Below are 14,063 nucleotides of genomic sequence, written 5' to 3'. Positions count from 1 at the left end.
ATCGGTTCGGATTGCTCCACTGTCAGGGTGTTGGTCATTGCGGCACCGCCTTGAGGACACGGCTCTCGACAGCCGAGAGGATCGCGTTCAGCACGTAGCCGAGAACGCCGATGAGTACGATTCCGCCCCAGAGCTGTTCGTAGTCGAGTTGGTCGCGTGCCAGCACCATCGCGTGGCCCAGGCCGTCACTGGCCCCGACCAGCTCCGAGATCACCATCATGATCAGCGCCAGCGAGAGGCTGATCCGCAGACCCGCGAAGATTTTCGGCACGGCGCTGGGAAGCACCACCGAGCCGAACCAGAGCGGACGGGATATCCGGAAGGCGCGAGCGGTCTCGGTCTTGGTGACGTCCACCGAACGCGCGCCGTCGGCGCTGTTGAGCAGGATCGGCCACACGCAGCCGAAGACGATCGTGGCCAGCTGCAGTTTGAACCCGATGCTGAACAGCACCATGAACACCGGCAGCAGCGCCGGGGGCGGGATGGAACGCGCGAACGACAACAGCGGCCCGACGTAGGCGAGCGCGTTGCGCGAACGGCCCAGCGCCAGTCCGAGTGCCACTCCGGCGACTCCGGCCACCAGCCATCCCAGCAGCAGCCTGCCGATGCTGGGCAGCACGTCGTCGAACGCGGCTTCGGTCAGGAACAGCGTGCCGATCCCACCGCTGAACCACAGCTCCCAGGTCCTGGTGATGATCTGGAGCGGGGTGGGGAAGAACGTGTTGTCACCGCCGACGGTGATCAACTGCCAAAGCAGCACGCACACGACCAGCACCGTGAGCTGCAGCGCGGCTCCGGTCAGCCGGCCACGAGTGCGGACCCCGGTTCCTTCGGTGCTCATGACGTCCCTCCCGCGGGTGCCCAGGTGATCCACTTCCGCTGTGCGCCGGCCATGCCCGCGTTGATCAGATAGCCGAACACGCCCGCGACCAGGGTTCCCGCCAGCACCTGATCCATCCGGCCCGCACCACTGCTGGCCAGGTAGATGTAGTGGCCGATCCCGCCGTTGCTGCCCATGAGCATCTCGGCACTGATCAGCACGATCAGCGCGGTGCTCGCGGACAGCCGCAGACCGGTGAACACGAACGGGATCACGTTGGGCAGCTTCACGCGCAGCAGCACCTGCGTTCGCGAGATCCGGAACGCCCTGGCGGACTCGAGCAACTGGTCGTCGATCTCACCGATGGCGTAGATCGTGTTGAACAGCAGTGGCCACAGACCCGCGTAGACGGCCAGAAAGATCTTGCCCGCGGGGCTGCCCGCCGCCACGACCACGACCAGCGGGATCAGTGCGACCGAGGGAACGGGGCGGAGGAATTCGATCAGCGCCGTCACCGCGGTGCGCAGCAACGGCACGCTGCCGAGCAGCAGTCCGGCCGGTACGGCGATCACCGCGCAGAAAAACAGCGCGATCAGCCATGCCAGCACGGTGGCGACCACGTCGCGCAGGAAGTCCTGCTCGCCGAGCATCCGCACGAGCTCTTGCAGCACTGTGGACGGAGGTGGGAGGTACTGCTGTGGCGCGAGACCGGAACGGCCGACGATCTCGCAAATCACGAGAAAGACGGCGACCCCGATCAGCGCGCGTAAGGTGTTACGCATGGTTTCCTGACTGGTTCCGATGGTTTGGCCGGGATCCGTCGATCCGGGACACTGTTACGGGCTCGTCCCGCCGGGAGCTTCGGCCCGGCGAGCGCCTCGCCGTCCCGGGCGGAAAACCTCGATCAGTCGAGCGGCAAAGCAAACGCCGGGCCGCGTTCGGCGGCCCGGCTGTTGTTGCTCGTCCTCAGGTCACTCGCTGCTTTCGGGCGCCTGGTAGAGCATCGTCTTGATGTCGAACTGGTTCGCCGGGAGCTCACCGTTGTTCTCCATCAGGCTCACGACGCTCTTGAGCCTGCTGGCTTCGAGCGTCGATGGGTAGGTGCCGATCGTGACCAGCGAAGCCGTCTTCGGCTTGATCTTGGTGTAGTTCGGCAGCAGTTCCTCGACCGCGTTGCGGTCGCCGTTGGCCTCGGCCTGGGCCTTCGACATCACGCGCTGGAACTTGGCGGCGGCTTCGGAGTTCTGCTCGACCCACTCGCTGGTGGCGGCGTAGCCGGCGATCGGCATGTTCGCGGTCGGGCCGGAGGCCTGGTCCAGCAGGGTCTCCGCGCCGAGCTGGTTGGCACGGGAGATGAAGGGCTCGATCACCGAGGCCGCCGCGACATCGCCCCGCTCCAGTGCGGCGGGCATGTCCGGGAAGTCCATCGTGACGAACTCGATCTTGCTGGTGTCGACCCCTCGGGTCTGCAACGCGCTCACCGCGGTGAGTTCGTTGAGGTTGGCCCGCGTGTTCACGGCCACCTTCTTGCCCTCGAGATCGGCCGGTTTCTGCACCGATCCGTCCGGCATGTGCATCAGCAGGAAGGTGCCCTTGGTGGCCTGGTAGGCGTCCGAGATGGCCTTGACGTCCACCTTGTCCTGCTGCTTGGCCCGGATGAACGAGACCCAGTTGCCGAAGGTGACGTCCAGCTCGCCGCTGGCGATCTTCGGGATTCCCTGCGCACCACCGGCGATGGTGGTGGTGTTGATCTTCAGTCCCGCTTCGGCGAAGTAGTCGTTCTCCTTGGCCAGGTGCAGTGGGGCCACGTCAACCGCGGGCATGGTGCCCAGGTTGATGGTGGTCATCCCGGAGTTCGATTCCTCGTTGCCTTCCGAGCCGCTCAGCAGGCCGCAACCGGAAGTCAGGAAGAGACCGACTCCGGCAGCGAGCGCCAGCGCTCTCCGGGACAGTGAGCGGCCGCTGGGGCCGCCGCGCGTAACAGGTCGAACCATGATCAGCAATGCTCTTTCGGGTGATCTGAACGGGACGGCGAACAGGTCATTACTTTCACGGTTCCGGTACTAAGAGTCAACAGCTCAATAGTTACACCACCACAAGGGTGATGCTCAATGAGCTATTTGGACACACAGTGCGAACAATGAATCTCTTTCGGATAACAAGTGCGATTGATCTCAGGCGCGCACACCTCGTTGAGTGTTTTATCTCACAGCGCGGTGCGGGGGTAGCTCGCTGTGCCGATCTACCCGGGTGATTACCCTCTAAAGGTCTAAGCCTGGCAATAGTGTGAATAACGGTACGTATAGCGACCCACTTTCCCGATCGCGGTGCGCGCCAGTACGCTGAGGCCGCCCGCAGGAGTCGCGCAGCCCCGGCTCCATGGGTGGTGCGTTCGGGATGTCAGGGTGACGACCATCCCCTGAGCTGCACTTTCCGTGTTTTCGGTGTCGATTGTCCGCACTGCGGAGACGACACGTGCCCGTAACTGTCGGAATGAGGAAGCCACGAGTGGCCGGAGGAAACAAAGGCCCCGATCGGTCGACCGGGACGGGGTCAGCGGGTTCACACCCATTGATGACGGGTGCGGAAACCGCGACCGCGAGTGAGACGGGTGCGCCGGGGGAGGCACCCGCTGCCAACGGCAGCAGCGGTCCGGTCGACGATCACTCCGAGGAGCGACCCTCGGGTGGGCTGCGGATGCGCAACTGGCGCCTGCGTACCAAGCTGCTGGTGGTTCTGCTCGTTCCGGCGCTGGCAGCGCTGGTCTTCGGTGCTCTGCAGGTCGTCTCCGACTACAACCAGACACAGCAACTGCTCCGGATGCGACAGCAGGTCACTCTGGACACCAGATCCGCCGAGGTCGTGCACGAGTTACAGCGCGAGCGCGACCTCACGGTGGCCTACATCGCTGCCGGACGCGGCGGTGAACGTTCCCAGCTCACCGAGCAGCGCGACGCCGTGGACGCCGCGATCGAGCGGTTCCGCTCGGCGATCGACGAGGCGAAACAGCAGGGCAACTCCACTGTCGCCACGCCCTACGAGCAAGCGGTCAACCGGTTGGACCGGCTACAGGCGCTGCGCACGGTCACCGACGAGACCGCCTATCCGGCCAAGGCCGCGCTGCGCGCCTACAGCGCCTCGGTGGACAACCTGATCGCGCTCGGTGAGCGCGCCGTCACCAGGATCAACAACGAGAGCGTGGTTCGGCTCTACCGGGCGACCAACGCGCTGTCCCGGGTCAAGGAGCAGGAATCGGTCAAACGAGCCAGACTGCTCTCGGCGTTGGAAAGCGGCGAGTTCGGCATCGGTGGTCAGCGGCAACTGCTCGCCACCGACGCGAGCATGGAAGCCGCCCTGGATGAGTTCCGCAAGCGCGCCACCAACGCCCAGATCCAGCGCTACAACGACACCGTCTCCGGTCTCGCGGTCGGCCAGGCTCGTGACCTGCAAGAAACCGCCATCGTGCAGACTCAGCAGGGTGAGGGGCTGAGCGGTATAAACGCGCAGGAGTGGATGCGCACCGCGACGCAGACGGTGAACCTCACCTACCAGGTGGAGTCGGAGCTCCGGCAACAGTTGCAGAACCAGGCCGACCAGCTCGCCGGTGCCGCTCGCACCCAGACCTACGTCGTGGTGGTGCTGGTACTCCTCGTGTTGGTCGTGGCGTTCGCCATCGCGCTCCTCGTGGCGCGTTCACTGCTGCTGCCGCTGCGCACGCTGCGGCGTTCCGCGCTGAACGTGGCCGACAACCGGCTCCCGGAGGCGGTCGAGTCCATCCTCGAGGACGAGAATCCGGACCTGGGCGAACGCAGCCGTATCGACCCGATCCCGGTGCACACCACCGAGGAGATCGGCAGGGTGGCGCGTTCCTTCGACGCGGTGCACGCGCAGGCGCTGCGCCTGGCCTCCGAACAGGCCCTGCTGCGCAACAACGTCAACGACCTGTTCGTCAACCTGGCACGCCGCAGTCAGACGCTGGTGCAGCGTCAGCTGTCGCTGATCGACCGGCTGGAACAGGACGAGCAGGACCCCGACCAGCTCAGCCAGCTGTTCGAACTGGACCACCTCGCCACCCGGATGCGCCGCAACAACGAGAACCTCCTCATTCTCGGTGGCACCGATCTGACCCGCCGGACGGTGCGCCCGGTTCCGCTCAGCGAGGTCATCGGCGCTTCCGTCTCCGAGGTGGAGCAGTACGCGCGGGTGGTCATCGGCGAGACGCCCGAACTGGCGATGCAGGGGCGCGTGGTCAACGACATCGTGCACCTCATCGCGGAGCTGTTGGAGAACGCCACCGTCTACTCCAACCCGGACACCGAGGTCACCGTGCGCACCGCCTATCGCAGGCAGGAGCTCGTGCTGGAGATCCGGGACCGCGGTGTGGGCGTCGACGCGGAGCAGCTCGACGAGATCAACGACCGGCTGGTTCGCCCGCCGGACATCGACGTGGCGGTCTCGCGCCGAATGGGCCTCTACGTCGTCGGTCAGCTCGCACGCAGGCACCACGTCACGGTCGAACTGCAGAACAACGGTGACCTCGAGGGCGGCGCCACCGCCACCGTCCGGTTGCCGGGCGAGCTGATCGTGCAGCTCACCCCGAACGGCCCCATGCCGATGCCGGACATGCCGCGCGAGCAGTCGCGGGACGGCATGGGCGAGACCGGTTCCAACTCGGGGCTCGCCGCCGCGTTCGGTGGTGCCGACCGCTCGGCCCAGTTGGAGCAACCGCAGGCCAACAACGGTTACCACCAGCAGTTCCCCTCGAACTCCCCGGAACTCGACGAACGTGACGCCGTCCCGGACAGTCCGGCGGCGCTGGAGGCGGAACCGACCACGCGAACCCCGTGGCCGGAGGAACAACCGGAACCCTGGTCACCGGATTCGGAGCCGCCGGAGACCCCGAGCTATTCGGTGCGGTTGTCCTCGGGGGAGACATACGGAGTCACCGAGGTGCCGCGATGGGAGCACGATTCCGGATCGCGGGATTACCCGGACGAACCGGAACACCGGCGCGACGAGCGCCCCACGATGGACTGGCCCGGCCCGGCGGATTCGTCCCGCGCGGCCGGATCGGACTTCCAGGACGAATACGAGGGGCAGTGCGCCGTACCTCCGGGCCTGGAGGACTCTCCGGACCTGTTCCACAGTCCGTTCGAGTCGGAGAAGACCGAACAACACATGTCCTGGCCCGGCCCCGCGCCGGAGGACGAACCCGCCGGGGCAGTACCGCCCGCTGCCGCGGGTGACACCGGCATCACCGAGCAGGTGCCCGCTGTCGGACTCGGTTCCGGCTCGGGTGGGCCGGAGATGGACGACACCCCGACCGAGCGACTGCCGATATACGAAGCGGTGCTCTCGCAGTGGTTCCGCGAGGACGACGGGGAACCCGCCGCTTCGGGGCGTTCGACCCTGGAACACAACTCCGAGTTGCCCTCCGACTCGGAGCTGGTCGACGACGCGATCGGTTGGCCGGGCCGCTCGACGTTCACCGGCGACCATGGCGGTGACTCGCGACGTAATGGTATGAACCACACGGTATCGTCTGGTGGCGATCTCGATGCTGGTGTTACCGGAGGCGAGTCGTGGAATGGTTCCCAACCGAGCGCTCGTGATTCGGCCGGGCAGCGCGAGCCCGCTTCGCGGCCCGCCGAGCCCGAGGGGCACGAACGGCGAGTGCCGCACGAGGAACCCGGCGGGTCCGCCCCCGCGCCGGAGCCCGGACCCGCGACCGACAGCGGCGGCTCCAACAGCTCGGAAACCGCCATGAGCGCCTTCTCCGGCCGCAGGGCGGCCAATCGCGAGGAGCGCAACCGGGTGGCCGACGCGCGTCAGTCCGGTGAGGACCCGGGCTGGGGCGCCGGCGACGCCGGTTGGGAGGCCGCCGAAGCACTCGTACAGCAGACCGAGCAGGAACAGGAACAAACCGCGGCAGGGCTGCCCAAGCGCAGACCGAAGTCGAATCTTGTTCCGGGCTCGGCGACAGAACACCAGTCGCCGCCGCCCAGCAAACCGGCAGTGCCCCGGTCGGCCTCGGCCGTCCGTGGCAGAATGTCCAACTTCCAGCAAGGCGTCCGGCGTGGTAGGCACGCAAAGGTCGAACCAGAATCGACCGAACAGTCCCGCTCGATTCCGAGCCGTCCCGAGGAGCAGGAGTGACCGGGTCCGTCCAACAACCCATGAGCAGCAACAGCTTCAGTTGGCTGATCACCGACTTCGTGCGTCGGGTACCCGGCGTGGCGCACTCTGTCGTGGTCTCCGCGGACGGTCTGTTGCTCGCAGGATCGCAGGGTCTGCCCCGAGACCGTGCGGAGCAGTTGTCCGCCGTCGCGTCAGGGCTGGTCAGCCTTACCCAAGGCGCCGCGCGTTGTTTCGAGGCAGGTGACGTCACCCAGACGGTCGTCGAGATGGAACAGGGCTACCTGTTCCTGATGTCGATCAGTGACGGCTCCTGCCTGGCGGTGTTGGCCGCGCCCAATGCCGACATCGGTCTGGTGGCTTACGAGATGACCCTGCTGGTGGAGCGTGTCGGGCGACAGCTCACCCCCGAGCTGCGCGCTCAGTTGCAGGGTATGGGTCGATGAGATCAGCCGAGGCTGACGTTGGGAGCTCATGATGAGCGAGGGGGCCAACCCGAACTGGGACGGTGACCTGTTCCGGCTCTACAGCCAACGGATGGGTGACGACTGGCAGCAGGACTTCCTCGGTGAAGCTCCGGACGGCGGTGCCGGAGGGCAACGCGCGCCGCGTGGCGGCGAAGCCGCCAGCACCGAGGAGTACCAGCGCGGACTCTTCGGCGGACCGGGGGCGGATCTCTACGGATCCGACTACCGCTCGGAGTACGGCGAAGCCGCCTCCGGCCAGGAGCCGCGTGGCGGTGAGGACGGTTCGGGCGGCGGTCCGATGTCCATGCCGTCCATCTCGCAGCCGATGTCCCCGCTGTCGCAGTCCATGCCGTCGATTTCCTCCTCGATGCCTTCCATTCCGGGACAGGACGGCACGTCGGGTGACGACACGGAGGAAGAAGGCTCGCTGATGCGGCCGTACGCCCGGACACGCGGGCGTACCCGGAGCGACTACGAACTCGCGATCGAGACCCTGGTCTCGACCAGTGAGCGAGGTCGCACGCAGAGTGCTCAGGCCACGCCGGAACACCGGTCGATCTGTGGCCTGTGCACGGATGCCCGTTCGATCGCCGAGATCTCGGCGCACCTGCGGCTTCCGCTGGGAGTGGTGCGAGTGCTGATCGGCGATATGGCCAGTCTCGGCCTGGTCGAGATTCACGATAGCGGAATGGTCGTGGGCGACCGGCCGTCCATGGAGTTCTTGGAAAGGGTGCTCAGTGGGCTTCGCAGGCTCTGATCCCCACGCGATGAACGGTGGAGACGGTGGTGGAAAGACCTCGACGAAGATCGTGGTCGCCGGTGGTTTCGGGGTAGGCAAGACGACCCTGGTCGGATCGGTCTCCGAGATCCTCCCGTTGACCACCGAAGCGGTCATGACCGAGGCCAGCGTCGGGGTCGACGACCTCACGGCCACGCCGGGCAAGGTGACCACCACGGTCGCCATGGACTTCGGCAGGGTCTCGTTGGACTCCGAGCTGATCCTGTATCTGTTCGGAACCCCCGGTCAGCACCGTTTCTGGTTCATGTGGGACGACTTGGTCCGGGGCGCCATCGGCGCGGTGGTGCTCGTGGACACCCGCCGTCTCGCCGATGCCTTCGCCTCGATCGATTTCTTCGACGATCGTCAGCTGCCCTACGTGGTGGCGGTCAACACCTTCGACGGGGTGCTGCACCACCGTCTCGAGGACGTGCGGGAGGCGCTGACCATCGACGAATCCGTGCCGATCCTGGGGTGTGACGCCAGGGACAAGGAGTCCACCAAGAACACCCTGATCACACTCGTGCAGCACGCGATGCGGCAGCGGATGGCGACCTCGCAGAGCTGATCGGTTCGCCGTCCCCGGTGGCAGGGGACGGTCGGGCCTCCCGGCGCGTGAGTCGCTTCTCCCCCGAAGTGGGGCCGAGCCGCCGCGTGGGAGTGCCCGGCGGAGGAAGCCACGACGCTCCGGAGGTACCGACCGAGTGCCGGTTCGTGCCCGGTCGCGCTGGTTCCGTCGCGGGATCTCCGAGCGTGCCGCTCACTGGTCGACCACCGCCACCGAGGTGATCCGGTGCAGCGGGAAGTCACCCAGCTCGCCTCGGGTGGAGTCGAATCCCTGCAACACGCCGCCGCCGACGCTGACCGGCCGCACGATCCGCTGCGTCGCTCCACCCTGGGCGTCCACGAACCCCAGCCACACGCTGTGGCTCTGGCGCGCCGCCTCCCGCAGCAGTTCCAGCGTCGCGTTCGCACTGGGTCTGCCGCGTTCGGGCGCGATGGTGTTGCCCCGCGTGGCGGCGGCCTGATCTCCCGCCCGCAGGGTGCGCACCCGCTCGGTGAGCTGTTGCTCGTCCGGACGAGCGGAATTGCTCGGTTCGCCGCGTGCTCCGCCGTACCTGCCCCGGCCCTTGATCCGCTGCGGTCCCCGGCTCAGATCCAGCACACTACCGTCGGTGCTCTCCGCGACCGGCGCGTAACCGTTGCCGCGCAACTCGTCGACGAGCTGCTCCAACGGCAGCGGGCTGATCAGCACGGTCGGGGCGATCCGGCGCAGCCCCAGGTGCGCCAGCTGCTGCTTGCCGAGGACCTCGGTGAGTACCACGGGATCGTCGCAGCGCAGAAACGACGAAGCCGTTCCCGCGCGTAGTTTGCCGTGCCTGCGGGCCGTGTCGTCGATGAGGTAGGTCAGTCCCTGCGGCACCGGGGTGCGGGAACGCTGTTCGAACAGTTCCCGCAGCTGTTCGCTGCTGCGTCCGGCGTCGAGCGCTCGTCGCACGCTCGACTCGCTCACGCGGTAGACCGTGGCGCTGCCCGCAGACTCCACGTCGGCGGCCAGGTTCAGCTCGGCGGCCAGCTCCGGCTCCAACCTGCCCGGGGCCACCACGGTCAGATCGGCCTGCACCAGCACGTGGTCGACCGGTTCCGGGATCGCCGAGGCCATCACTCCGGCGGCAGCGCTCTCGTCACCGGTCAGCAGCGCACGCCCGGCCGAGGAGAGCCCCCCGAGCGCGACGATCCCCAGCGCCCTCGCCTCCCGGAGCGTCCAGGTCACCAGCTCATCGCGCATCGAGCCGCCGCGTCGCGGAGCGCGCCAGGCGAGCACGGCGGCCACGCCGTCGTCCCGACGGAAGCCCCATCCGCCGGGCTGCTCGTCCAGCAACTCCAACACGCGCCGCCGGTCGCGAGGTGCCGAGGAGCGTCGCAGTCCCTCGGACAGCGTCCCCAGCAACCGGTCCCGCGCGTCCCGCGAACCGATCAGCCCGGGCAACCGGGGCAGTTCCAGCCAGGACCCGGCCAGCAGTGCCCAGCGGTGTTCCGGGGAGGCGGCCAACCACACATCGGCCTGCACCGTCGGAACCCACTGCGGGTCCTCATCGGGGCTGGTGTCGATCAGTCCCGTCCCCGCCGCCAGCTCCACGACCAGCGCGGCGCGCGTCTCGTCGCTGTCCAGCTTCCTGGCCAGTTCACGGACGTCACGCACCCCCACGCCGCCGGAACGCAGCACGTCCGGAGGTTCCTGTCCCCAGCTCTCCAGCAACAGCTCGACGTGGCGGTTCAACTCCAGCGCCTCACCGGCGGCCGTGCCGTCGATGCGCTGTTGGCCGTGCTCGTCGAGTTCGGGCACCGGTTCCGTCGTCGCCACGTTCCCCATCGGGCGGTCGCCTCGCGCGGCGAGCCCGAGCTCACGGGGCAGTTCGACGGTGTTCTCGTCCCGCCGGAGCAGCAGACCGCGGAGCAGCAGCCGACCGATCGGGGTGTCCGAACGCTCCGCGCCGGGTTTGGCCTGCCCCGTGCGCCCGATCGGGGAAGCACCCGCGAGCTTGGTCACGACGCCGAGTTCCTCGTCGTCCAGCTCCGCCAGGACCTCCCGGGCGCGTTGTTCGGACAGTCCGCCGAGTTCGGCCCCCAGCCCCGCGGGGTGGGCGCCGATGGTTTCCCGCACCGTGACCGCGGTGCGCAGCGCCTCGTCCGATCCCCACACCAGGGCGCGCTCCCGCAGCGGATCGATTCGTGACCGTAGCTGTTCCCGCGTGGCCTCGCCGCCGAAGAAGCCGGTGAGCCGCTCCAGCGACACGGTTCGCTCGTCGGCGTCCAGCAGCACCAGGGCCTCCAGCACGTTCAGGCTGAACGAGTCCAGGTCCTCGCAGGCGCGCGTGACCGAGGAACGCACCGTCGCGCGTGCCGCGAGCACCGCGGAGTCCGTCGGAGGCGGTGTCGCCAGGTCGGGTCGCGAACGCAGCAGTGCGAGCAGCTGCCGGTCGTCGCCGGAACGCAGTAGTTCGGTCAGCGAGTCGACGCTTTCGGGGGACGGTTCGTTCGCGGCTGGATCGGCGGGCATCCGTTCCAACATACCCGTGCGGGTGGCTGCCCGGTGGTGTGTGGTAGACGGCACTCGGCGTTCGGGGGTGGTGGGGGCAACACCTCGGATCAGGCAGACTGTGCTTCCAGCAGGTAAGTTCGAAACCCTCTCGCGGCTCGGTTCCGGCCGGGACCACCGGGCGTACGCGGCGGGAATCCCCGAAGGAGGTTGGCGTGACCGACGCGAACAAGTCCAAACGTGAGCGCATCGACCCGGAATGGCCGCACGACGAGGACGGGCACCCGGTGACCGAGTTCCTGGCCGATCGCCAGGGCGCCATGTCCCCGTTCGGGGAGGTCACCTTCCCACTGCCGGAGGGTTCCGTGCCTTACCACCATCCCGAGACCAGGATCAACAAGAGCTCGTAGCGGTACTCGCTCACGTGAACGGTTGCCGCCCCGCTCGCCCCTGACGTACCGCCGGTGCTCCCCGATGTGGCGGTGTCGGATCGACCACACGCGGCCGGGGGGCGCGAGAGGTTCCGGCGGGCGGGGCACGGCGAGGGGCCGGTTGGTCGGGTTCTGCCCGGTGCGTTGGTCGGTGGGGACGAACACCCGTTGGGGACGGGGTCGCCGTGGTGCCGCGATGGTGAGTTCTAGTCTCGGAGTTGCCACAGGGTTTCGCGAGAGCTCATCACTGACAGAGGTGCTACATGCCGGTTCCAGGTCCGGGCTATTCGATCACCGTTCGTGTCGAGGCACCGCCCTCGGCGAACGCCGCCGGTGATCTCACCACCGCGGTCGGCCGTACCGGTGCGGTCATCACCGCGTTCGACGTGGTGGAGTCGCACTCCGACCGCATCGTCGTGGACATCACCTGCAACTCGTTGTCCGCGGATCACGCCGAGGACATCACCGAGGTTCTCGAGGCGTTGCCGGGTATGCACGTTCGCAAGGTCTCCGATCGGACCTTCCTGGTGCACCTCGGCGGCAAGATCGAAGTCAACTCGAAGGTCGCACTGGCCAATCGTGACGACCTCTCCCGCGCCTACACCCCCGGTGTGGCACGGGTGTGCACGGCCATCGCGAAGAACCCCGACGACGCGCGCCGACTGACCGTCAAACGCAGTTCCGTCGCGGTACTCACCGACGGCTCGGCAGTTCTCGGGCTCGGCAACATCGGTCCCGAGGCCGCGTTGCCCGTGATGGAGGGCAAGGCGGCGCTGTTCAAGAAGTTCGCCGGGGTCAACGCCTGGCCGGTGTGTCTGGACACCCAGGACACCGAGGAGATCATCCGAGCCGCGGAGCTGCTCGCCCCCGTCTACGGTGGTATCAACCTCGAGGACATCGCGGCACCGCGTTGTTTCGAGATCGAGGCCAGGCTCCGGGAGAAGCTCAACATCCCCGTCTTCCACGACGACCAGCACGGCACCGCCATCGTCGTGCTCGGGGCGCTGCGCAACGCGCTGCGAGTGGTGGACAAGGATCTCTCGGGCTGTCGGGTGGTGGTCTGCGGCGTGGGTGCCGCGGGGTCCGCGATCATCCGGTTGCTGCGCAAGAAGGATCCCGCCGACATCATCGCGGTGGACATCGACGGCATCGTGCACAGCGAGCGGCAGGACGCCGACGAGCACCTGCGCTCCATCGCGGAGCAGACCAACGCCGAGGAACGCACCGGGACGCTGAGCGACGCGGTGCGGGGTGCCGACGTGTTCATCGGGGTGTCCGCGCCGAACCTGCTCAGCGAGGACGACGTGGCCGCCATGAACGACGACGCGATCGTGTTCGCGCTGGCCAATCCCGATCCCGAGGTGGATCCGCTGGTCGCGCAGCGACACGCCACCGTGGTCGCCACCGGCCGCAGCGACTACCCGAACCAGATCAACAACGTGCTGGCCTTCCCCGGGTTCTTCCGAGGACTGCTGGACGCGCACGCGCACGACATCACCGACGACATGATGCTGGCCGCTTCCAACGCCATCGCCGACGTGGTGGACGGCAATGATCGGGTCAACGCCTCGTTCATCGTGCCCAGCGTGTTCGACACCACGGTCGCGCCGGCCGTGGCGGACGCGGTCCGCAGGGTCGCGGTCTCCGGCGAGTCGGCCACCCCGGCGACACAGGGCGGTGCCGCCGGCGGCACCGTGGTGGGTGCCGTGGCGCCGGGCTTCGCGGAACTCGACGAGAGCGCCGATATCTGACGAAGCACCACCGGTTCACAGTGCGGCCGCCGTCGGACCCCACGGCGGCCGCACACCTGTGTCGCGCCGGTGCCGATCGTCTAGGCTCGCCGCATGGCGACACAGCACGAATTCAGCCACGTGGACGAGTCCGGTGCCGCGCGGATGGTCGACGTCGCCGACAAGGACAGCAGCGCCCGCAGCGCGGTGGCATCCGGGGTGGTGCGTACGACGGCGGCAGTGATCGAACAGCTGCGCCGGTACGACCTCCCGAAGGGGGACGCGCTCGCCACAGCCCGTATCGCGGGCATCATGGCCGCCAAACGAACCCCGGACCTCGTTCCGCTGTGCCATCCCATCGCGATCGCCGGAGTGCGGGTGGAACTCGAAACCGCGGAGCGGGAGGTGCGGATAACCGCCACGGTCCGTACCACCGACCGGACCGGGGTCGAGATGGAAGCCCTCACCGCCGTCACCGGCGCCGGACTGGCGCTGCACGACATGATCAAGGCGGTGGATCCGGCCGCGGTGCTCGACGAGGTGCGCGTCGAGCGCAAGGAGGGCGGTAAAACCGGGGTGTGGACCCGCCCGGACGACTCGGAATGAGCACGGCGTGGAAATGGGCACCGAGGTCGAATACTCGGCAGAGCGGCAGGCAGCAG

At 67.8% G+C, this 14,063-nt stretch carries 11 protein-coding genes; 7 read left to right on the top strand and 4 right to left on the bottom strand.

Translation table 11 applies throughout. The features are described 5' to 3' along the window. Nucleotides 1-34: 34 nt before the first annotated feature. From BM150_RS13785 to BM150_RS13775, 3 genes are all read right to left on the bottom strand, one after another. The gene (locus BM150_RS13785) at nucleotides 35-841 is read right to left on the bottom strand and encodes an ABC transporter permease (RefSeq protein ID WP_092927658.1); all 807 of its coding nucleotides are present in this window, start codon (nucleotides 839-841) and stop codon (nucleotides 35-37) included. Then, nucleotides 838-1,602, bottom strand: coding sequence for an ABC transporter permease (locus BM150_RS13780; protein WP_092927657.1), 765 nt, complete (start codon nucleotides 1,600-1,602; stop codon nucleotides 838-840). Before BM150_RS13780 ends, BM150_RS13785 begins: the two co-directional genes overlap by 4 nt. A 189-nt stretch (nucleotides 1,603-1,791) precedes the next feature. Next, a complete protein-coding gene (locus BM150_RS13775) occupies nucleotides 1,792-2,814 on the bottom strand; it encodes an ABC transporter substrate-binding protein (protein ID WP_092927792.1) in 1,023 nt (340 codons plus the stop codon). Nucleotides 2,815-3,394: 580 nt separating this feature from the next. Here BM150_RS13775 and BM150_RS13770 point away from each other — a divergent pair. From BM150_RS13770 to BM150_RS13755, 4 genes are read left to right on the top strand one after another with little or no spacing between them, the layout of a single operon-like run. Further along, nucleotides 3,395-6,976 carry a nitrate- and nitrite sensing domain-containing protein gene (locus BM150_RS13770; RefSeq protein ID WP_175496819.1) on the top strand — a complete coding sequence of 1,194 codons (3,582 nt, stop codon included), beginning with the start codon at nucleotides 3,395-3,397 and terminating at the stop codon, nucleotides 6,974-6,976. After that, on the top strand, nucleotides 6,973-7,401 hold the full coding sequence (locus tag BM150_RS13765) for a roadblock/LC7 domain-containing protein (RefSeq protein ID WP_017973097.1): 429 nt from the start codon (nucleotides 6,973-6,975) through the stop codon (nucleotides 7,399-7,401). Before BM150_RS13770 ends, BM150_RS13765 begins: the two co-directional genes overlap by 4 nt. A 31-nt stretch (nucleotides 7,402-7,432) precedes the next feature. Further along, a complete protein-coding gene (locus BM150_RS13760; RefSeq protein ID WP_092927791.1) occupies nucleotides 7,433-8,179 on the top strand; it encodes a DUF742 domain-containing protein in 747 nt (248 codons plus the stop codon). Beyond that, nucleotides 8,160-8,768 (top strand): GTP-binding protein, encoded by a 609-nt coding sequence (locus BM150_RS13755; protein ID WP_092628936.1) that lies wholly within the window; start codon nucleotides 8,160-8,162, stop codon nucleotides 8,766-8,768. Before BM150_RS13760 ends, BM150_RS13755 begins: the two co-directional genes overlap by 20 nt. Before the next feature lie 192 nt (nucleotides 8,769-8,960). Here BM150_RS13755 and BM150_RS13750 read toward each other — a convergent pair whose 3' ends face one another. Beyond that, nucleotides 8,961-11,261 carry a helicase-associated domain-containing protein gene (locus BM150_RS13750; protein ID WP_245755488.1) on the bottom strand — a complete coding sequence of 767 codons (2,301 nt, stop codon included), beginning with the start codon at nucleotides 11,259-11,261 and terminating at the stop codon, nucleotides 8,961-8,963. Between the two features lie 194 nt (nucleotides 11,262-11,455). Here BM150_RS13750 and BM150_RS13745 point away from each other — a divergent pair, with 194 nt between their 5' ends. The 3 genes from BM150_RS13745 to moaC all read left to right on the top strand — a co-directional run bounded on the left by BM150_RS13745 (nucleotide 11,456) and on the right by moaC (nucleotide 14,007). After that, on the top strand, nucleotides 11,456-11,650 hold the full coding sequence (locus BM150_RS13745) for a hypothetical protein (protein WP_092927654.1): 195 nt from the start codon (nucleotides 11,456-11,458) through the stop codon (nucleotides 11,648-11,650). Between the two features lie 284 nt (nucleotides 11,651-11,934). Then, nucleotides 11,935-13,422, top strand: a complete 1,488-nt coding sequence (locus tag BM150_RS13740; protein WP_092927653.1) for an NAD-dependent malic enzyme — start codon at nucleotides 11,935-11,937, stop codon at nucleotides 13,420-13,422. A 93-nt stretch (nucleotides 13,423-13,515) separates the two neighbouring features. Further along, entirely contained in the window at nucleotides 13,516-14,007 is a 492-nt protein-coding gene (gene moaC / locus BM150_RS13735) for a cyclic pyranopterin monophosphate synthase MoaC (protein ID WP_092927652.1), read from the top strand. The last annotated feature ends 56 nt before the right edge of the window (nucleotides 14,008-14,063 follow it).

It is taken from the genome of Actinopolyspora alba (assembly GCF_900112765.1).
Lineage (GTDB): Bacteria > Actinomycetota > Actinomycetes > Mycobacteriales > Pseudonocardiaceae > Actinopolyspora > Actinopolyspora alba.
This window is presented reverse-complemented; position numbering and strand designations above follow the sequence as displayed.

Bases quoted from the DNA above. Each gene is read 5' to 3' on its own strand.
- BM150_RS13785 (WP_092927658.1), bottom strand. From the start codon at position 841: ATGAGCACCGAAGGAACCGGGGTCCGCACTCGTGGCCGGCTGACCGGA.
- BM150_RS13780 (WP_092927657.1), bottom strand. From the start codon at position 1,602: ATGCGTAACACCTTACGCGCGCTGATCGGGGTCGCCGTCTTTCTCGTG.
- BM150_RS13775 (WP_092927792.1), bottom strand. From the start codon at position 2,814: ATGGTTCGACCTGTTACGCGCGGCGGCCCCAGCGGCCGCTCACTGTCC.
- BM150_RS13770 (WP_175496819.1), top strand. From the start codon at position 3,395: ATGACGGGTGCGGAAACCGCGACCGCGAGTGAGACGGGTGCGCCGGGG.
- BM150_RS13760 (WP_092927791.1), top strand. From the start codon at position 7,433: ATGAGCGAGGGGGCCAACCCGAACTGGGACGGTGACCTGTTCCGGCTC.
- BM150_RS13750 (WP_245755488.1), bottom strand. From the start codon at position 11,261: ATGCCCGCCGATCCAGCCGCGAACGAACCGTCCCCCGAAAGCGTCGAC.
- BM150_RS13740 (WP_092927653.1), top strand. From the start codon at position 11,935: ATGCCGGTTCCAGGTCCGGGCTATTCGATCACCGTTCGTGTCGAGGCA.
- moaC (WP_092927652.1), top strand. From the start codon at position 13,516: ATGGCGACACAGCACGAATTCAGCCACGTGGACGAGTCCGGTGCCGCG.